Source organism: uncultured Anaerococcus sp., assembly GCF_947253225.1.
In the GTDB taxonomy this organism is placed as follows: domain Bacteria; phylum Bacillota; class Clostridia; order Tissierellales; family Peptoniphilaceae; genus Anaerococcus.
This window is the reverse complement of sequence record NZ_CAMXYR010000007.1, coordinates 21,235-39,893: the sequence shown is the minus strand read 5'-3', so window position 1 is coordinate 39,893 and position 18,659 is coordinate 21,235. Positions and strand designations below refer to the sequence as shown.

Here is an 18,659-nt window from a genome sequence, read left to right as displayed (position 1 = left end):
AAATTCACTAGTGAATTTAAGCTATCTGTAATACAATATAGGCAAATCAATAATACTTCGCTTAGAGAGACTGCAGAACATTTCAAGCTTGTAAATGGATCTATGGTGTACAGATGGGAGAAAGCTTATCAAGAACGTGGTCTATCTGGGCTAGAAGATAATAGAGGAAGGCCTAAAAAAGACATGACCAAATCAAATAAAAAGTCTAAACTTAATACTCCAATAAACGAAACTGAAAGAGAAGAATTAATAAGATTAAGAGAAGAAAATAGACTTCTCAAAATGAAGATAATATACGAAAAAAAGCTACAAGCCTTGCTCCTGGAAGAGGAAGCAGAAGCAAGGAAAAGACAAAGATAATCCTCAAACTTCTAAAAGAATATCCAAAAAGTAAGATAAGCGAATGGTTGGAAATAGCCAAATTACCAAAAACATCATATTACGAATGGAAGATAAAACTAGAAAATCCAATAAAAAAAGACAAAGAAATTAAAGATGAAATTAGAACTATAGTAGAATCATCAAAAGGTAGATATGGCTACAGAAGAGTTACTCTAGTATTAAAAAATAAAGGCTTTAATATCAACCATAAAAAAGTATTAAGAATAATGAGAGAAGAATCCTTGCTATGCTCTAAATTTAAAACCAGATCAAGAAAATACTCATCATACAAGGGACAAATAGGTAAAGTAGCAGATAATGTTGTAAAAAGACAGTTTAAAGCTACTAAACCAAATCAATTATGGCTAACAGATGTAACAGAATTTAGAATTAAAGGACAAGAAAAGAAACTATACCTATCACCAATATTAGACCTATACAACAGTGAAATAATAGGCTACAAACTAAGTAATCATCCAACAATAAAATTAACTAATACAATGCTAGAAAAAGCATTAGAAGAAAATAAAGACATTAAAGATTTAACTATACACTCAGACCAAGGTTTCCACTATCAACACAGTTCATGGACCAACAAGTTAGAAAAAATGAACATTAGGCAAAGTATGTCAAGAAAAGGCAATTGTCTAGACAATTCTCCTATGGAGAACTTCTTTGGGATATTAAAACAAGAAATGTATTATGGTGTGGAATTTAAAAGTTATGATGAATTAGTTAGTGAGATAGAAAAATATATCAAATGGTACAATGAGGATAGGATTAAGACAAAATTAAACGGAATGTCCCCTGTTAATTACAGATTACATTCCGCTTAAAATATTATTAAATTATTCCGTGTTTACGGGTTCAGGTCAAGGGGGTCTTTTATCTTGCGTCAAGGTCCTTGTACTTAGGGTCTTGGTCGAATTTTTTGGCTACATAGGAGCAGATGGGATAGATTTTTTTATTCCTAAGCCTAGCCTCATCAGCAAGCTTATCGACAAGTTTTCCTGCTATCCCCCTACCTCCGTAGGCCGTATCAACTACAGTATGGTTTGCCTGCCAAAGCTTACCTTCTTCCTCATATTGGAGATAGCCAACCTTTTTCCCATCCTCCATGGCGTAGACTTCATTTTCCTTAAATAAAATTTCCATTATATCACCTCACCCTATTTATACCCAAAGCTGGAGAGGGCTAGGATTTTTTGACTTTAATTGAATAATTTTCTACTATCTTGTAGTATTTATCCATTAATGTTATAATTTATACAAGGAGGATTTATGAAAAGAGAATATAAACTTTCATCTATTGTAATCGTTACCCTAATCGGTACAATAGTTTCATGTATAACTACAGGATTATTCGACATGCTAGCTGGTGATAATAGTATCATAAGCTTACTTGGAACTTTTTTAACAAGCATTATCGGATTTTTCTTCCAATATGCCATAGCGGCAGGACTTATTAGAAATAGGATGGGCTCTGTTGGAGAGTACCTCAATCAAATAAATACTATTAATGGCAGGTTTTTCTTGATTAATATTTTGCTTTCCCTCATAACTATAGCAATTATGGGAGCAATTGGGAGTCTCGCAGGTAGTGCCCTATTTTTCACCAATATAGCTAAGGGTGGAATCAATTTGGGTATTTCTGTAATAGTCTTGCTTGTCTTTTTATTTTTGCTAGGAATTGGCCTATCAGTTCTTTTGACTTATACAAATTTCTACCTAGCTGATGAAAATAATTTCCTAACTAGAGAAAAACTAGGAACAAGTATCAAAAATATTATAAAAATCGGAAAGGACTTGTTCGCCAAGACTCTAGTAACCTTACTAGTATATATTGGCCTACCAGTTGTAATAAGCATAGGTCTTCTGACTTGGATTGCTTTTAGTATGGCTGGAAGTGGTTTGGGAGGAATTTTCCTTATTAGTCTTATAATTTTAGGCCTTGTAATCTACACTTTGTTTGCATCAGCCTTTGTTCAGGCGAGGCTTTCTGACCACTATTTGGATTATAGGGAAGTTCATCCTCTTGTAGAAGAAAATATTTAGAAGAGCAAAGCACCCCAGCTTATGAAACTTGGGGTGCTTTTTTTTCTTTTCTTAGTTTTGTTAGTTGACTTATGGCGAAGGCTCTTGATTTTTCGGGAGCCTTTGCCATTTTTTTCATGGTTGTTTTGCCCCAAAGGTTGGTATAGCTACCATCTGCCCAGAAGATATTTCTCTTTAGGTAGGAGGTAAAGAGGGCGTAGATTGGGTTTAGGAGGTTGACAAAGGCGAAAGGAAAGAAGGCGAGAGGACTTACCCCCAAGGTTCGCATTTGGTAGGCTCCGCAAGCTGTCCAAGGAAACATCACTGCCCAAAGGGTTCCCGCATCTTCTAGGGTTCTTGAGAGCATATTACGGGCAAGGCCTAGCTCATCGTACTTATCTTCATAGAGGGGAGCAGGAACGCCTATGCCCAAAAATTGGTCGCACATGGTTATATCGCAGAAGATGGAGGTTGCCATTGTTGCAAGAACTAAGCCACCCACAGATTGGATTTTATCCTTGAGCTTGGCAAATAATCTTTCAATCACTCCCGCCCTTTCAAGGGCTCCACCAAAGGCTACGGCAAGAAGGATGAGGTTTATAGTCCACATCTGATTTTCCATCCCACCCTTGGCAAGGGCCTTATCGACAAAGTCGTTTCCAGTAACGAGGTCAGGGCCGTAGTGGAGGATGGCAAAAATCTCTGCCAAAGACCTTTTTTCTTGGAAGATGAGGGAGAAAATTATCCCTACAAAGACTGTAAGCATAACCCCACCCAGCCCCTCTATCCTAAGAACGCACACCAAAATTATAAGCAGGATAGGAAGTAAAACTAGGGGATTGAGGTTAAAATGGCTGGCAAGGGCAAGCTTGATTGCCTCAGCGACTTGGGGGTCGTAGTTAGTAACATTGGCCCTAAGACCCAAGAGGCTATAAAGAATTAAGGAAATTATAAAAACTGGCCCTGTTGTAGAAACCATGGCTGTAACGTGGTCGAAAAGTCCTGTCTTTGCAACCCCAGCCGCAAGATTGGTAGTATCTGATAGGGGGGAGAACTTATCTCCTATGTAAGCACCTGATACAACCATACCAGCAGTGATAGCTGGATTGATACCAAGACCTTGGCCGATGGTCATAAAGGCGATTCCTATTGTAGCTGTCGCAGTCCATGACGACCCACATGCCAGACCTACTAGGGCAGTAATCAGGCAACCTACTGGCAAAAATAGCCTAGGAGATAGGAGATCGAGCCCGTAATAGATAATGGCAGGAATGGTTCCTGAAATCATAAAAGATGAAACCAAAAGTCCGACTGTAAGGAGGATTAGGATAGCATCAAGTGTCGCACTTATCCTATCAACCATCCCCTCAAGCATTTCCTTAAAGCTTCTGCCAGAAAGCATGCCGACAAGAACTGCTACTACAATTCCACAAATGAGGGGCAAGTGGGCAGCATCGTAGACACTTTCTCCGTCCTTTTTGGCAAAAGCAAAGACATAAACCATAAGACCTATCATGGTCAAAATCGGAAGGATAGCCTCACCTAGGGAGGGCAATCTTTTTTCTCTAATATTTTTCATACAAACTCCTTTTAATATGCTATCGTGCTAAATTATATATCTATCCTACATCTTCTTGGGGTAATTATCAATAATAATCTATATATTTTATTAAATTAGCAAGGTGAAAAATGCTGAGCTTATAGGATTAGAAAATTTGGGTATAATACTTACAGAAAAGAGAGGATACTATGACAGATATTATTAAAGATGAAATCAAGAAATATATAGAAGAAAATGAAGAAGAAATGATCCAGGAAAGGAGGTACTTGCACGAAAATCCAGAGCTTTCCATGAAGGAAGTAGAAACTACCAAGTGGCTTAAAAAACAGCTTGAGGCTATGGGCTTTACCGATATTAAGGAGATTGAACCGACAGGTCTTGTTGTTGAAATCAACCCAAAAAGTGCGGGCAAGACGGTTCTTCTTCGAGCAGATATTGATGCTCTTCCAATCAAAGAAACCAACGACTTTGCCTATAAGTCAAAAAATGAGGGCGTAAGCCATGCTTGTGGCCACGATATCCACGCTGCTATGCTCCTTAATGCGACAAGGGCTCTTTTGAAGGTAAAAGATAAGCTAAAGGGAAGGGTTAGGATTGTCTTTCAACCAGGCGAGGAAACTGGAGAAGGTGGTCAGGCAGTTGTCAGCCAAGGTTTTACCAAGGGAGTTGATTCAGCCTTTGCCATCCACATCCACACCATGTTTGACACAGGAAAGGCCTCAACAGGCTATGGGGCAGTTATGGCCAATAACACCTTCTTTAATGTGAAATTTTTAGGTAAGTCTGCCCACTCATCTACCCCTTATGAGGGCAACGATGCCATGCTTATGGCTACAACTTTTGTAAACGCTGCTCAGGCTATGGTAACAAGGAAGATGGACCTCCTAAATGCTCCCGTTATTTTAAATATAGGAAAAATCGGGGGAGGCTCTGCTGCTAATGCTGTGGCAAGTGAGATTGACCTTGAAGGCTCCTTTAGGTCTACCCAAAGAAAAAGCGTGGAAGAGATGATTGGTGAGCTTAGAAAGGCAGCCGACCTTTCAGCTAAGCTCTTTGATGGAAGGGCAGAATTTTCCTACAAACTAGGGGCAGGAGCTGTGATTAATGAAGAAAAATCAACCGACCTATCCCTAAGGCTTGCTAGGGAAGTTTTCGGTAAAGAAAATGTGGCAGATGACCTAAAGCTTGCTGGTAGCGAGGACTTCGGCTTCTACCTATCAGGCTTTGATGCCTATGAGGGAGTCGATGGAACCTATATGTTCATCGGTGGAAGAAATCCCTTAGATAAAAAAACCTACCCCCAAAACCACGCCCAAGACTTCAATCCAGATGAAAGTGCCTTAAAAGACGGAGCCTACCTCCTAGCAGCCTACGCCTACGAGTATCTTAAAGAAAACTAGGGGCTTTCGGAGGGTTGCCGACCAAGATTTTCATAAATCCCAAAAGACTCTAAGGGCTTGGGGGGGTTAGAGAATAGTTTCTATTATAAAAGAAGAGCTTGGGGAACTTTTAAGCCATGAGTTTCTGCTTATGCTTGAAAGTATCCTAAAATCTTTATAGGATGAGATTATTCGTAAACTTTCCTAGGTTCCCTTTTGTCTTATATTTTCTTAAAGCTAAAATTCTCATCCCAGAAGCCTATATATTATAGTTGATTTTAAATAAATAAGTGTTATACTTAATTAATCTAGGAGGAATTATGAATATTATTATCTTGGGAGCTGGGAAGGTTGGTTCCTATTTGACTGAGGACCTTGCTGATGAGGGCTATGATATTTTAGTTATAGATCGTGATAAGGAAGTTTTGGATAAGTTACTTGCCAGTAATGATGTGATGGGCATAGTGGGTGATGGGAGAGACCCAGAGGTCTTGCTTGATGCTAATGTTGGCTCTTGCGACCTTTTTATCGCTATTACCCTTTCTGATGATGTCAACCTTATCGCATCGACTATTGCAAAAAAGCTTGGGGCCAAAAATATCATTATAAGGCTTAGGGAGGCTAAGTATATCAACCAGAGGGAAATTATCGAGGATATTACTTCAGCTTCTAGGATTATAAATCCAGAGATGATTGCAGCCAAGGATATCCAAAGGGCTCTAAAGTACTCTCACGCCCTAAATGTTGAGGGATTTTTTGATGACCAAGCTATTATGATGGAGCTTGTGATTAGCAAGGATTCAGTCCTTGCAGGGGCAAAGATAATGGATCTTAATGCCTATTCTTATGACTACCACACCTTGATAGGAATAGTTAATAATAAGGGTAAGGTAGTGATTCCTCACGGCTCTTACGTCTTGGAAGAGGGGGAGAAGATTTACATAATCGGTGCCAAGGAAGGCGTCGATAGGTTCTATAAGAAAGAAGTTGTAGATAGGATTGAGATTAGAAATGTCCTAATAATCGGTGCTGGAGCGATTTCTACCCACCTTACAGAGCTTTTGCTCGATAGAGGCTTTGAGGTAACAGTTGTGGATATTGATAGAAAGAGGGCGGAGCTTATTAGCGAGAAGTTTTCGGATGCAATCGTAATTAACGCCGATGGGTCAGACCCTGATGTCCTTGAAGAGGTGAGGGTTGAAAGTTTTGATGCCATGGTTTGCCTAACTGGAATGGATGAGGAAAATATTCTGATTTCTCTTCTGGGAGAAAAGTACGGGATTGAAAAAATCATTGCCAAGGTAAACAGGACCAAGCTTTTGAAGATGACAGGCATTCTTGATATAGACACGACCTTCACCCCAAAAAGGGTGGCAAGTGATGTGATTAATAGGATTATTAGAAGCAAGGAAAATGCGAGAGGCCAGTCCATTACTTCCCTTTATAGGCTGGAGGATGACCAAGTTGAGGTTATAGAATTTGCTGCAATAGAACATTCGGATATCCTTAACAAAAAGCTTAAAGATTTAAAGATAAGGGAGGATACCCTTATTGCTTGTATCAAGCACGAAGAGCTTGATGGCAGGATGGAAGTGGCAAGCGGAGAGTCTATGATTTCCCTAGGCGATAGGGTCTTGGTAATTACTACCAACCACAGCTTCCAAACCATAGATGATATTGTGGAGCAGGCATGAACGGTTCAATTATCAAGTACACCATAGGTAAACTCCTCCAAGTCTTGGCCATGCTAATGTGTGTGCCACTTCTTGTGGGGCTTATTTATAGGGAAGGATTTATAGATATCAGAAATTTCATACTACCAATACTCCTAGCTGGAATTTTGGGAACGCTACTTGCAAGGCTCGGCTCAAACAAGGGTCATATCTTCACCAAGGAGGCCATGTTTATTACTGCCACTTGCTGGTTGCTTTTTTCTGTGATTGGGGCCATTCCCCTCTATCTAACTGCTAGCAATTATCCATCGGTGGTGGATGCTTTCTTTGAGATGGCTAGTGGCTTTACGACTTGTGGGGCGAGTGTAGCCTTTGATGTGGAGCTTTTGCCACACTCTATCATCTTTTGGAGGTCCTTTTCCCACTTCATTGGTGGAATGGGGATTTTGGTCTTTACCTTGGCGATTTTGCCCAAGACCAATAAGGAATCTTCAACCCTCATGCAAGCAGAAGTGCCAGGACCAACTTTCGGCAAGATTACTCCCAAACTTTCCCAGACAGCCCGAGTCCTCTACCTCATGTATGTGGCTTTAACCATAGTAACTGTGGTATTTTTGCTCTTTGGGGGGATGAATCTCTTTGATGCCCTAATCCATGCCATGGGCACAGCTGGAACAGGTGGCTTTTCCAACAAGGCAGTCTCAGTAGGCTATTACGATTCCAGATACATTGAAATAGTCCTTTCCATAGCCATGCTTGCCTTTGGAATGAACTTTAACATCTTCTATTTTGCCATTTTTCGTTCAGTAAAAGATGCCCTAAAAAGCGAGGAACTTTGGTGGTATTTGGGCATAGTTGGACTTTCTGCAGTCCTAATCTACCTTAACATAAGAAGTATGTATCCTGATGAGTTCTATTCAGGAGTTGAGTCCCTCTTTACGGTTTCATCAATCATAACAACGACAGGTTTTGTATCGGTAGACTTTGGTTCTTGGCCACTCTTTTCAAGGCACATCCTCATTCTCTTGATGTTTATAGGAGGCTCTGCGGGTTCAACTGCTGGAGGCTTAAAGGTATCGAGAGTTGTGGTAATGTTTAAATCAGCCATCAACCAAATTAGAAAGGCAATCAACCCCTTAAGGGTCAATGTCAGCAAGATGGACGGCAAGAGGGTCGATGATGAGGTGGAAGAGTCAATCAATAGGTACTTGATTGTCTATGCTCTCCTCTTTGTGGTCTTTATGTTGGTAGTAACTCTTGATACCAACAACTTCGAGTCAGCCTTTTCGGCAGTAGCCACAACCTACAACAACGTAGGCCCTGGACTAATCGACTTTGGACCAATAACAAGCTTTGCCTCAATGAGCAAGCTATCAAAACTTGTCCTAAGTTTTGCTATGATTTTTGGTAGGCTAGAGCTTTACCCAATGATTCTCCTCTTTGCCCCAAGAACCTACAAGAACGTAAGAAAATATCAAATAATCCTGTTGACAAAAAAAGCTTAGAGCATTAGAATTTACCTATAAGCATGGAAGTTCTAAAAATTTCAAAGCTGGATTAGAAGGCGAGACTTATATAATAAAAATAATACAAGCAGAAGGACTTTAAGCTTAGCCTTCTGCTTTTTTGTGAAAAACTTTCGATACAAGGAGGAGAAAAATGAAAGTAGGATTGACAATAGCAGGCTCCGACACATCTGGTGGGGCAGGAATCCAAGCAGATCTAAAGACTATGACCTTAAACGGAGTCTATGCAGAATCGGTAATCACATCCCTAACAGCCCAAAACACCACAGGAGTTATTGGAATTTTTGACCTAAGCCCTGACTTTTTGGCCAAAGAACTTGATGCAGTTTTTACAGACATATATCCAGATGCAGTAAAAATTGGCATGGTCTCATCCAAGGACCTAATCGAAACAATTAGCGAAAGACTTATCCACTACAAGGCAAAAAACATAGTCCTAGACCCAGTTATGGTCGCAACATCAGGAGCAAAGCTTCTAAGAGATGAAGCCATAGAAGCCCTACTTACAAGGCTTTTTCCCCTAGCAAGTCTTATAACCCCAAACATCCCCGAAGCCCAGATGATTATAGGAAAAGAGATAAAAAGCCCTGGCCAAGTTGAAGAAGCCACAAAAAAGCTCTACCAAAAATACCAGACCCCCATCCTCCTAAAGGGAGGCCATGCCATAAATGATGCTAACGACTACCTCTACGATGGGACAAATGCCTTGTGGCTAAGGGGAGAAAGAATAGAAAACACAAACACCCACGGGACAGGATGCACTCTATCATCAGCCATAGCCGCCAACCTCGCTAAGGGATATGAGCTGGAAAAGGCTATAAGAAAAGCCAAGACCTACCTAGAAGCTTGTCTAAAAGATGGGCTTAATCTCGGTAAGGGAAGTGGACCTATGAATCACGCCTTCGCCCTTTGTGATTATTACAAAAATTAAGCTAAGATATTGACAAAAAGACTAGGATGGAGTATTATATACCAGTCAACTTGAAGTTTCTTTTATGAAGCTTTTCGGTGAAATCGCAAATCCTGAATGCGATTATAAACAAATGTCAGGACGTGTAAAGCCGCCACCTACTAGAAGCGGTGTCTAAATATAGTAGGCGAAAAATTTATAGGAGGAATTTTATGAAATATCAAAAAACATGGACTGCAACTCCTGATCAAATCGACAGAAAATGGTATGTCGTTGATGCAGAAGGAATGGCCCTAGGTAGACTAGCTAGCCAAGTTGCAGCAATACTAAGAGGAAAGAACAAACCTACATTTACTCCACACTATGATACTGGAGATTATGTAATTATTATCAATGCTGAAAAAGTCGTTCTTACAGGCAACAAAGAAGACCAAAAAGAATACAAAAGATATTCAGGATACAGTGGGGGTCTTAAAATCACTAAATTCAAGGATATGCAAGCTAAATATCCAGAAAGAATTGTAACTCACGCTGTAGAAGGCATGCTTCCACACAACAAGCTAGGTAGAGCTATGGCTAAGAAGCTTAGAGTTTATGTTGGCAGTGACCACAAGCACGAAGCTCAAATGCCTGAAGTTTTGGAATTAAATTAAGGAGGACTTAGATGGCAGAAATTATACAATCAACAGGAAGAAGAAAGACCTCTGTAGCTAGATGTACTATGGTTTCTGGTAGCGGAAACATCCTAGTAAATGGAAAAAGCTTAGATGAATACTTCAACTATGAAACCCTAAAAGTTATAGCTAAATCTCCACTTCAACTTACAGAAAACCTAAACAACTTTGATATCAAAATCAACGTTAATGGTGGTGGATTTACAGGTCAAGCAGGAGCAATTAGACACGCTATCGCAAGAGCCCTACTAATCGCAAACCCTGACTATAGACAAGCCCTCAAGAGAGCAGGTTTCCTTACAAGAGATTCTCGTAGAAAAGAAAGAAAGAAACCAGGTCTCAAAAAGGCAAGAAAATCATCTCAATTCTCAAAGAGATAAGAAAGAAGACAACAAACCACAGGATGCTTATGCTTCTGTGGTTTTCTTTTACCTAAAAGTCCTCCTATTTATATATTTCAAATAACAAGTAGAATATAAGGGCTTGATAATTTATTTTGAAGGTGAGTTTATGCAAAAGATTAATTACAATCTCAAGATGGAAGAGATTATAAAAACCAACAAAAAAGAGGGCAAAAAACCTAGACTTTTGATGCAGGTTTGCTGTGCCCCTTGCTCTACAGCGGTACTTGATAGGATTTATGGGGATTTTGTTATTGATATGTTCTATTATAACCCCATGATTTATCCACCAAGTGAGCTTACCAAGAGGGTCAATACCCTAAGAGAGCTAAAGGAGGCTATGGGAATTGAAGCTGAGATTATCTTTCCAGAAAATAAGGTGGAGGATTTTTCTGAGATTGCAAGGCTTAGGAAGGATGACCATGAGGGAGGAAAAGCTTGCTACCTTTGCTACAAGCTAAGGCTTGAGGAGACTGCCAAGTATGCCAAAGACCATGCTTATGATTACTTTTCGACAACTCTTTCCATCTCCCCCTACAAAAACAGCCAGTGGCTTAATGAAATTGGCAGAGATTTGGAGAAAGAGTACGGAGTTTCCTACTTGTATGCAGATTTTAAGAAGAAAAATGGCTACAAGAAGTCGATAGAGCTTTCCCAAAAGTACGAGCTTTACAGACAGGACTATTGTGGATGCGTCTTCTCCTTTAGGGAAATGCAGGAAAAGCACAAGGATTGTCGCAAAAGTCTCTAAAGTTTGGAAGAAGAAAGATAATTTTTATAAATAAGTTTGTTTTTTTGATAATTGGGTAATATCTTACTAGGAGAGGATTATGAAAGATTTACTGCTTATCAAAAAAATCGAGAATAAGACGAGTAGCACAGACTTAATGCCAGTAACCTTTGACTTGGATGAAAAATTTAAGAGATCTATAGCCATGGATATCTTTAATGATTTGGCAGAAAAATCAATCATAAGATCCAATAGATTTACTATCAAAGACTGCTCTTTTACTATTGATATCCTCCCAAGCTCAATTACAAGGGTAATTGAGGAGATAATCAAAAGAGACTTGGATATATATGGAATTTACATCCTATATGACAATTATATTGAAGAAGGAGAATGATTGAAATGGACAAGAAAATTTTAGACTTAATTAATGAACAAATGAACTTTGAGTTTGAGTCTGCCTATATCTACAAGGCTATGGCTGCTTACACAGATGATTTGGACCTTGAAGGCTTCACAAACTGGATGGACCAACAAGTAACTGAAGAAATCAACCACGCTGAAGGAATGAAAAACTTCCTCCAATCAGTTGGCTACAAACCAGTATATAAGGCAATTCCTGAACCAAGAGCTGAATATGAATCAGTCCTTGATGTTATGAAATCTGCCCTAGACCATGAAAAAGAAGTTACTAGAAGAATCAACCACATCGCCCAAGAAGCCAACGGCGTTGATGAGAGAGTTAGAAGCTTTATCCAATGGTACATTGATGAACAAGTTGAAGAAGAAGAAACCTTCACAAAAATTGTTACAAGACTTGAAAGAGTGGGCAATGATTGGCCATCAATCTACATCCTTGACAATGAACTAGGTCAAAGACCAACACCAACCACACCAGCTATAGCTCAATAATGCCAACAATAAAAAATAATAACTTTATCGGCCATGTTGACCTCAAGGGAGTCTATCTCACTGACCTTAGCTATAAGGGCAAGAAGGTACTCTTTGATAGAAGTCAAATAAGGCTTGGCGATAGTATGAAGATTAGGGGTGGCATGCATGTATGTGCTCCTAATTTTTCTGATGATAAGATTTTAAATGAACTAAACAGCCACGGTTTTGGGAGGAATCTTACTTGGAAGGTTCTGGATTGTGGGGAGGACTTCCTCGACCTTGGCCTTAGAGGAGTAGGGACTTATGAGAAGGTGGACTTTGAAATTTCCTACAAGCTAGAAGAAGATGGTCTAAGGACAAGGCTTCTTATAAAAAACAAGGGGACAAGCCCTGTGCCAGTTGCCCCAGCCTTTCACCCTTACTTTAGGACAAGTTTTGATGAGCTAGTGATTTCAGACCTTGTGATAGACAAAGAGGCTCTACCTTCATCTATCTTTGTGGGTAGAAAGAATCTTTCCTTCAGGACGAAAGACTTTGAAATAGCTATACTTGCCTGTGAAAATGTTGGAGTTTACACCCTCTGGTCAGATTTTTTGGATGAGTATATTTGCCTTGAGCCAACCTACAATGGCAAAAGTTTTGCCGATGAAGACAAAACGCCCTTTGTCCTTGAACCAGGGAAGGACTTTGGTCAAAGTTTTCTGATAAGAGTTAGGGAAAATTAAGATAATTAAAACGGGCTTTAAGATATGTAAAAATACTTGAAACATTATTCTATTTATGTATAATAAAATTAAGAAAAATAATGGAGGATAAAATGTTACAAGCCTTGGTTGCCCTAGTCCTTTTGCCTAGCTTGGCTTTTGGACTAATAAAAGTAATTTTTAAACTAGCTAAGGGGTTTTTGGGTCTTATTTTGGCCCTAGTCTTTCTTCCCCTAATCCTAGGAGTTGGTGTCTTTCTTATACTTCCCTTTGTGCTAATAGGTGGTTTTATAGCCCTTGTGCTAAAGGCCATTCCCCTAGTCTTTAGCTGTCTATTGGTTTATTTTGCCTATAGCTACTACAAGAATACTCACAAGGCGTGGTAAAAGTTAAGGAAAAATGCGGAGATTAACAAAAGCTTTTTTGGCAAAATCTAAGCTTTTGGATGAAAGACTGACACTTTCTTCCTTTTTGTGGATTTTGCCAAAAGAAAAAGACCTTGCCAGAAGGGAAGTCCCTTACTTACTGGGAAGGCTTTATAGGCTTTAGAAAAAAAGTGATGATTGAATAGGATGTCTATTCTTTTCATCACTTTATTTGTTTAGGATAAATTTTTCTATGGCCTCTGCCACAGCTCCTTCTTCGTTGGTCGCCTTGGTTACATAGTCGGCAGAATCTTTTACTTGCAGGCGAGCGTTGGCAACAGCGACTGATGTTCCACAAGCTTCAAGCATGGCGACGTCGTTGTAGTTATCGCCTATGGCTAGGGTATCGGCAAGGTCGATTCCGTAGTGGTCGCAGACTTTCTTTAGGGCGACTGCCTTGTTGACTCCCTTGGCGTTTACCTCCATGAACATATCGGATGAGTAGGCAACTTCCACATCGTAGTTGGTGAGGGAAGCTATGTCGATTTCAAGACCTTGGAGGTAGTTCATGTCCTTGTTTTTGATGATTGCCTTTAGGATTATGGCATCTTTTAGAAAGTCGATGTTGTTATCGGCTAGGACTGTGATTTGATTTTCGGCGTAGGAGTCCCTGTCGAGGTTGATGCCGTACTTGTTATCTAGGGTGTAAATGTAGCAGGTTTGCTCATTTTTGTAGGCATAGTCGAGGATGGCCTTGGCATAGTCGTACTTTAGGCTTTGGGAGTAGACGATTTCTTTGGTGAAGATGTTCATGATTATGGCTCCATTACAAGATATCACAAACCTATCTTCATCGACGACCCCTGCCTGGTCAGGTATATCAAAGAGTTCGTAGGTTCCACGCCCTGAGGCGAGGGTTACTATGACTCCCATATCCTTAGCCTTCTTGATGGCATCGATATTTCTTTGGGGTACGTTTTTTTGGGCATCGACCAAAGTTTCATCAATATCCGATGCTAGTAATTTAATCATTGGCTCTCCTTACTTGCTTTCCCTTAGAAAGCTTATGATATCGTCGGACTCGTAGAGGTAGGTCCCATCGTGGTAGAGGCAAGGAACTTGTCTTTTGCCACCCTTATCGATTAATTCCATCATGGCATCCCTATCTTCATTTATATTTACAATTTCTAATTCAATATTTTCTTCTTTCATAAAGTTTTCCACTTTTTTGCAATAAGGACAAACTGTTCCTACAAATAGTTTATAATCTTTCATTTATATCTCCTTAAAAATTTTACTTTCATAATATATCCATTATGGTATATTATACTAATAGTACAATAAATTTAAAGCTAGTTAAAGGTGGTTACATGAAAGAAGCAATTAGAAAAATAATTAGAACTATCCTTGTTATTGTAATCGTGGTCTGCCTTGCAATATTAGGTAAGAGGGGCTACGACTATTGGACAAATATCCAAAATAACAAACACATATCTGGACTTATCAAGGAAAGTATCAACAAGATTGGTAAGGCTGATGATAGCTTAACCGCTGAGGAGAAGCTAAAGAAGCTTGAGGAACAAAACCTCTATCTTTTGAAGAAATTTAAGGAAGAAAACCCTGATGTTGTTGCCGTTATCGAAATTCCTGGCACAGCTGTCAAGTATCCTCTCCTTCACGCAAATGATAATTCCTTCTATTTGAGGAAGGGACTCAATAAGGAGTACGACCTAGCTGGATCTATCTTTATGGATACCAACAACAACACCGACCTAAACGATGACAATACAGTAATCTATGGCCACCACCTAGAACTTGAGTCAATGTTTACCCCACTCGACCAATATAGGAAGCAAGACTTTGCCGAAAAACACAGGGCGATCTACATCACAACAGAAGAAGGCCTAAGACAATACTATGTCTTTGCAGCCTATGGTACCCCTGCCGACTATGACTATAGAACTCTCGAGTTCATGTATGATGCCGACAAGATTCCTTATTTTGAAAAGCTAAAGAACAACTCAGAAGTCAAGCTTGAAACAAGAGATTTCAAGGAAGATGACACGATAATTACCCTATCTACCTGCCAATATGACTACGCAGACCAAAGGTTGGCAGTGCACGCTCTAAGGATAAAATAGTGAATAGATACCAAAATCCAGCCAAAAAAGAAATAAACTTAGAAAAAACAAAAGAGGGGCTCATCCTAAGGGAGGCCTCTTTTAATCCGACCCATATTTTTGAATGTGGGCAATGCTTTAACTTCCACAAGGAAGAAGATGGGTCCTACACAGCGGTTTTCCTAGGAAAAATCATCAACGTCCTAGGCCTAGCCGATGGCTCATCCCTAATCAGAAACATAAGTGAAGAGGACTTCTACGATATTTTCTACGACTACTTCGACCTTGGTGAGGACTATGAGCAAATAAAAAAATCAATCTCAATTGATGAAACCTTAGAAAAAGCGACCTCCTACGGCTATGGAATAAGAATCTTAAACCAAGAAGTCTTTGAAACGACCATATCCTTCATAATATCCGCCAACAACCAAATTCCAAGAATCAAAAAGGCGGTAAGGATAATCTCCGAAAGATATGGAACCTATATAGGTGAGTACAGGGGCAGAAAATACTACTCCTTCCCAAGCCCAGAAATCCTCATGCAAGTAAGCCCAGAAGAGCTTAGAGAACATGCCAGAGTCGGCTTTAGGGACAAAAGAATAGTCGAGGCAAGTAGGCTCGTCCACGAGGGTGCCCTAGACTTTGCCAAAGACCAGAGCCTAGCAAGTGCCGACCTAAAGAAAAAACTCATGGACCTACCTGGCATAGGTCCTAAGGTTGCCGATTGCATAATGCTTTTTGCCTACCATAGGAGGGAGACCTTCCCAGTCGATGTGTGGATAAAAAGAGTTATGGAGACCCTCTTTATCAAAAAGGAAGTCCCCAAAAAACAAGTGGAAGCCTACGCCAGAGACTACTTTGGCGAGCTTGCAGGCTATAGCCAACAATATCTTTTCTACTACGGAAGAGAAGAAAAAATCGGCAAATAACTTAGCCAAGGGCTTGGAAAAGCTCCATAGCTACTGGCAAGGAGAGAAATTTCACAAAGTGATTTTTCCTAAGCTCCTTACTTGGCGAAAAGGACTTTGACCTAAGCTTATTTACTATAAGGCTTACAAAGTGATTTTCTAAGCTTTTACCCTCGCTCGTGCGGGGGATTTTTACTTTAAACCTTCCTAGCAAGGAAAAAGATACCAAGATAAGCTCCTTTAAAGATTTTTGATCCTAGCTCATCCCCTCCTGCCCCCTTCAAGGAAAGGGAGATTTTCCTTGAGGATGGTGCTTATTAAGGCTTTGTTAAGGGGCGATAAAAGCGGGGCAGACTTAGCTTTAATTAAAAGATTTTTGGAAGTTTGAAAATAATTTTTCTAAAGCCCAAAGTCCTTTTGGCAAGAGAGACTTTTGGGCAGAAACTTGGGAGAAGTTTCTTTGAAAACCGCCAAATTTTTAGTATAGTAAGTCCAAAGTGAGGTAGTATGGAAAAAGAGAAAGCTTTTATTTATATTGATACAAATTTTACTGATGATGAGGCCTTGATGCTCGATATGGCATTTAGGTCTTTCGATTTTGAGCTAGTGGGTCTATCCTCTGTTAAGTCCTTCATGTCGGCAGAAGCTTCTGCCTTAAACATCTTGGGACTCAATGAAGACCACGAACTTTTCCTACCCATAGCCAAGGGTGGGGATGAGAATATATCAGGGGAGGAAATCGTCCAAAAGGGAGAAGACCTTTCCTTCTATCCTTCCCACAAGGACTACTTGGAGGAAGCCAAAGCCTGCGACCTTCTATATGACCTAGCCACAGATTGTGGCAAAATCGACATCCTTGCGACAGGACCACTTACCAACTTGGCAGAGGCTCTGGATAAGTACGAGGATTTGGAGGACTATATCGGCCATATTTTCATAAGCGGAGGAAACCTCTATGGCCCAGACTTCAACTTCAAGGCTGACGCCAAGGCCATTGACAGGATTTTGAATTCCTCTATCGAAGTCTTTATCTTGCCCCAAAATTTGGCAGACGGGATTGAGATTTCCGATGAATTTGTCAAAAGCCTAAAAAAAGATAGCAAAAACGCCGAGCTTCTTGGGAGGATTCTCGAAAACAAGCCTAGGAGGTCTTTCTATGGGCCTCTCTTACTCTACCTGATGGAAAGACCTGAAGCCTTTATCTTCGAGGAGGCAGCCATCAAGGTTGATGATAAGGAAAATGTGGGCGAGATGATTAGGATAAATTCCAGAAAGAAGGCCTACCTTGCCTCTAGGGTAAACGAGGCCTCCTTCCTTGACTATGTGAAGGCCAAATTATGCTAATCAAAAAACCTGGGGCAAGGATTCTAAAAACAGGCCTTGGTCTATTTTTGTCCATGCTCACATCGAGTCTAAGAGAGGGAGGGCTTCCCTTTTATAGTGGAATTACAGCCATAATCTGTATGCAACAAGACGTGGCTGGCACCTTCTACAAGGGCCTTTACAGGGCACTGGGAACAATAATTGGAGGTCTTACAGGGCTTGGCTATCTCCTTATCGCCCAAAAATTTGCCCTAAGCCCAAGAGCCAACATCCTAATCCTGTCAATAATTGTAACATTTTTGATTTGGGTCTTGGCAACCTTTGAGAAAAACCTCGCCATAACCATAGCAGGCATAGTCTTTCTCTCCGTAACCATTAACCACGCCCACGATGCAAAGGGGCCTGTAATCTTTGCCCTAAATAGGATAATTGACACCCTAATCGGAGTTTTTACCAGCCTTTATGTCAATTGGGCTGATTTTGAAATAAGAAAGAGGTACCACAATAGATTCGCTAAAAACCATGAAAAGACCTGGCCTTAGGATAATCAAAACTGTCCTAGCAGTCTTCCTAGCCCTAGTCGTTTCAGACCTTAGACCAGGCACATCAAGACCGATTTATGCAGGCATTGCCGCCATCATATCCATGCAGACCAATGTCCTAGACACGAAAGATATTGGAATCAACAGGGTTCTAGGAACGATTTTGGGTGGAGGTTTGGGACTTGCCTACCTCATCCTCATCCCAGACTTTCCCAAATCCTACATCATAATCGACTACCTCTTGATGGCGATAATTGTAGGTGCCATCATCTGGCTTATGGCAAACCTTAGGAGGTACAATGCCCTAAGCATCATGGCCATAGTTTTTCTTTCCATAACCATAGACCACGTCAACAAGCAAACCACCCTGCCCGTCCAATTTGCCCTAGCAAGGACTATTGACACCCTAATCGGAGTTGGCATTTCAATCTTTATCAACTGGCTTGGCTTCTATTACATAAAAAGAGACTTTCTCAGGAAAAATGGCCTAGGCAAGTGGAAGAAGGGCTAGGAAGATTTGCCAAAAAGCTTGGA

25 protein-coding genes are annotated in these 18,659 nt (G+C 40.3%); 20 read left to right on the top strand and 5 right to left on the bottom strand.

Annotated elements, in window-relative coordinates:
- Both Q0W95_RS01995 and Q0W95_RS01990 read left to right on the top strand, forming a co-directional pair.
- Positions 1-360, top strand: a 360-nt coding sequence (locus tag Q0W95_RS01995; RefSeq protein WP_297789315.1) for a helix-turn-helix domain-containing protein, incomplete at its 5' end; no start/stop codon positions are given.
- On the top strand, positions 294-1,217 hold the full coding sequence (locus Q0W95_RS01990; RefSeq protein WP_297789322.1) for an IS3 family transposase: 924 nt from the start codon (positions 294-296) through the stop codon (positions 1,215-1,217). The genes Q0W95_RS01995 and Q0W95_RS01990, both read left to right, overlap by 67 nt.
- A 49-nt stretch (positions 1,218-1,266) precedes the next feature.
- Here Q0W95_RS01990 and Q0W95_RS01985 read toward each other — a convergent pair whose 3' ends face one another.
- A complete protein-coding gene (locus Q0W95_RS01985; RefSeq protein WP_297789312.1) occupies positions 1,267-1,536 on the bottom strand; it encodes a GNAT family N-acetyltransferase in 270 nt (89 codons plus the stop codon).
- A gap of 126 nt (positions 1,537-1,662) precedes the next feature.
- Between Q0W95_RS01985 and Q0W95_RS01980 the strand changes: the two genes are divergently transcribed.
- On the top strand, positions 1,663-2,436 hold the full coding sequence (locus Q0W95_RS01980) for a hypothetical protein (RefSeq protein WP_297789308.1): 774 nt from the start codon (positions 1,663-1,665) through the stop codon (positions 2,434-2,436).
- A 19-nt stretch (positions 2,437-2,455) separates the two neighbouring features.
- Here Q0W95_RS01980 and nhaC read toward each other — a convergent pair whose 3' ends face one another.
- Positions 2,456-3,994 (bottom strand): Na+/H+ antiporter NhaC, encoded by a 1,539-nt coding sequence (gene nhaC, locus Q0W95_RS01975; protein WP_297789306.1) that lies wholly within the window; start codon positions 3,992-3,994, stop codon positions 2,456-2,458.
- A 170-nt stretch (positions 3,995-4,164) separates the two neighbouring features.
- Here nhaC and Q0W95_RS01970 point away from each other — a divergent pair, with 170 nt between their 5' ends.
- From Q0W95_RS01970 to Q0W95_RS01915, 12 genes are all read left to right on the top strand, one after another.
- On the top strand, positions 4,165-5,376 hold the full coding sequence (locus tag Q0W95_RS01970) for a M20 family metallopeptidase (protein WP_297789303.1): 1,212 nt from the start codon (positions 4,165-4,167) through the stop codon (positions 5,374-5,376).
- 299 nt (positions 5,377-5,675) lie between these two features.
- Positions 5,676-7,049 (top strand): Trk system potassium transporter TrkA, encoded by a 1,374-nt coding sequence (gene trkA / locus Q0W95_RS01965; RefSeq protein WP_297789300.1) that lies wholly within the window; start codon positions 5,676-5,678, stop codon positions 7,047-7,049.
- Positions 7,046-8,533 carry a TrkH family potassium uptake protein gene (locus tag Q0W95_RS01960; protein ID WP_297789297.1) on the top strand — a complete coding sequence of 496 codons (1,488 nt, stop codon included), beginning with the start codon at positions 7,046-7,048 and terminating at the stop codon, positions 8,531-8,533. The genes trkA and Q0W95_RS01960 overlap by 4 nt, the downstream gene beginning before the upstream one ends.
- A gap of 154 nt (positions 8,534-8,687) precedes the next feature.
- Positions 8,688-9,485, top strand: coding sequence for a bifunctional hydroxymethylpyrimidine kinase/phosphomethylpyrimidine kinase (gene thiD, locus Q0W95_RS01955; protein ID WP_297789294.1), 798 nt, complete (start codon positions 8,688-8,690; stop codon positions 9,483-9,485).
- 191 nt (positions 9,486-9,676) lie between these two features.
- Positions 9,677-10,117: a 50S ribosomal protein L13 gene (gene rplM / locus Q0W95_RS01950; protein WP_297789291.1), complete on the top strand. Its 441-nt coding sequence runs from the start codon at positions 9,677-9,679 to the stop codon at positions 10,115-10,117.
- Between the two features lie 11 nt (positions 10,118-10,128).
- Positions 10,129-10,518 carry a 30S ribosomal protein S9 gene (rpsI, locus tag Q0W95_RS01945; protein ID WP_297789288.1) on the top strand — a complete coding sequence of 130 codons (390 nt, stop codon included), beginning with the start codon at positions 10,129-10,131 and terminating at the stop codon, positions 10,516-10,518.
- A gap of 130 nt (positions 10,519-10,648) precedes the next feature.
- Positions 10,649-11,290 carry an epoxyqueuosine reductase QueH gene (locus Q0W95_RS01940; RefSeq protein WP_297789285.1) on the top strand — a complete coding sequence of 214 codons (642 nt, stop codon included), beginning with the start codon at positions 10,649-10,651 and terminating at the stop codon, positions 11,288-11,290.
- Positions 11,291-11,369: 79 nt separating this feature from the next.
- The gene (locus Q0W95_RS01935) at positions 11,370-11,666 is read left to right on the top strand and encodes a hypothetical protein (RefSeq protein ID WP_297789282.1); all 297 of its coding nucleotides are present in this window, start codon (positions 11,370-11,372) and stop codon (positions 11,664-11,666) included.
- A gap of 5 nt (positions 11,667-11,671) precedes the next feature.
- A complete protein-coding gene (locus Q0W95_RS01930; RefSeq protein ID WP_297789279.1) occupies positions 11,672-12,181 on the top strand; it encodes a ferritin in 510 nt (169 codons plus the stop codon).
- Positions 12,181-12,888 (top strand): aldose epimerase, encoded by a 708-nt coding sequence (locus Q0W95_RS01925; protein ID WP_297789276.1) that lies wholly within the window; start codon positions 12,181-12,183, stop codon positions 12,886-12,888. The genes Q0W95_RS01930 and Q0W95_RS01925 overlap by 1 nt, the downstream gene beginning before the upstream one ends.
- Positions 12,889-12,980: 92 nt before the next feature.
- A complete protein-coding gene (locus tag Q0W95_RS01920; RefSeq protein WP_297789273.1) occupies positions 12,981-13,253 on the top strand; it encodes a hypothetical protein in 273 nt (90 codons plus the stop codon).
- A 13-nt stretch (positions 13,254-13,266) separates the two neighbouring features.
- Complete coding sequence (locus Q0W95_RS01915) at positions 13,267-13,416, top strand: hypothetical protein (protein ID WP_297789270.1); 150 nt, start codon at positions 13,267-13,269, stop codon at positions 13,414-13,416.
- Between the two features lie 44 nt (positions 13,417-13,460).
- Here Q0W95_RS01915 and Q0W95_RS01910 read toward each other — a convergent pair whose 3' ends face one another.
- Together Q0W95_RS01910 and Q0W95_RS01905 are read right to left on the bottom strand one after the other, a co-directional pair.
- The gene (locus Q0W95_RS01910; protein ID WP_297789268.1) at positions 13,461-14,264 is read right to left on the bottom strand and encodes a Cof-type HAD-IIB family hydrolase; all 804 of its coding nucleotides are present in this window, start codon (positions 14,262-14,264) and stop codon (positions 13,461-13,463) included.
- 9 nt (positions 14,265-14,273) lie between these two features.
- Positions 14,274-14,507 carry a glutathione S-transferase N-terminal domain-containing protein gene (locus Q0W95_RS01905; RefSeq protein WP_297789265.1) on the bottom strand — a complete coding sequence of 78 codons (234 nt, stop codon included), beginning with the start codon at positions 14,505-14,507 and terminating at the stop codon, positions 14,274-14,276.
- 95 nt (positions 14,508-14,602) lie between these two features.
- On the opposite strand from Q0W95_RS01905, the gene srtB reads away from it, so the two are divergent.
- Positions 14,603-15,373, top strand: coding sequence for a class B sortase (gene srtB, locus Q0W95_RS01900; protein ID WP_297789263.1), 771 nt, complete (start codon positions 14,603-14,605; stop codon positions 15,371-15,373).
- Positions 15,373-16,281 (top strand): DNA glycosylase, encoded by a 909-nt coding sequence (locus tag Q0W95_RS01895; protein WP_297789260.1) that lies wholly within the window; start codon positions 15,373-15,375, stop codon positions 16,279-16,281. Before srtB ends, Q0W95_RS01895 begins: the two co-directional genes overlap by 1 nt.
- Before the next feature lies 1 nt (position 16,282).
- Here the strand turns inward: Q0W95_RS01895 and Q0W95_RS01890 are convergent, their stop codons facing one another.
- Entirely contained in the window at positions 16,283-16,489 is a 207-nt protein-coding gene (locus tag Q0W95_RS01890; RefSeq protein WP_297789257.1) for a hypothetical protein, read from the bottom strand.
- A 278-nt stretch (positions 16,490-16,767) separates the two neighbouring features.
- Between Q0W95_RS01890 and Q0W95_RS01885 the strand changes: the two genes are divergently transcribed.
- From Q0W95_RS01885 to Q0W95_RS01875, 3 genes are read left to right on the top strand one after another with little or no spacing between them, the layout of a single operon-like run.
- Complete coding sequence (locus Q0W95_RS01885) at positions 16,768-17,604, top strand: nucleoside hydrolase (protein ID WP_297789254.1); 837 nt, start codon at positions 16,768-16,770, stop codon at positions 17,602-17,604.
- A complete protein-coding gene (locus Q0W95_RS01880; protein ID WP_297789251.1) occupies positions 17,598-18,125 on the top strand; it encodes an FUSC family protein in 528 nt (175 codons plus the stop codon). The genes Q0W95_RS01885 and Q0W95_RS01880 overlap by 7 nt, the downstream gene beginning before the upstream one ends.
- Positions 18,106-18,636, top strand: coding sequence for an FUSC family protein (locus Q0W95_RS01875; RefSeq protein ID WP_297789248.1), 531 nt, complete (start codon positions 18,106-18,108; stop codon positions 18,634-18,636). Before Q0W95_RS01880 ends, Q0W95_RS01875 begins: the two co-directional genes overlap by 20 nt.
- The last annotated feature ends 23 nt before the right edge of the window (positions 18,637-18,659 follow it).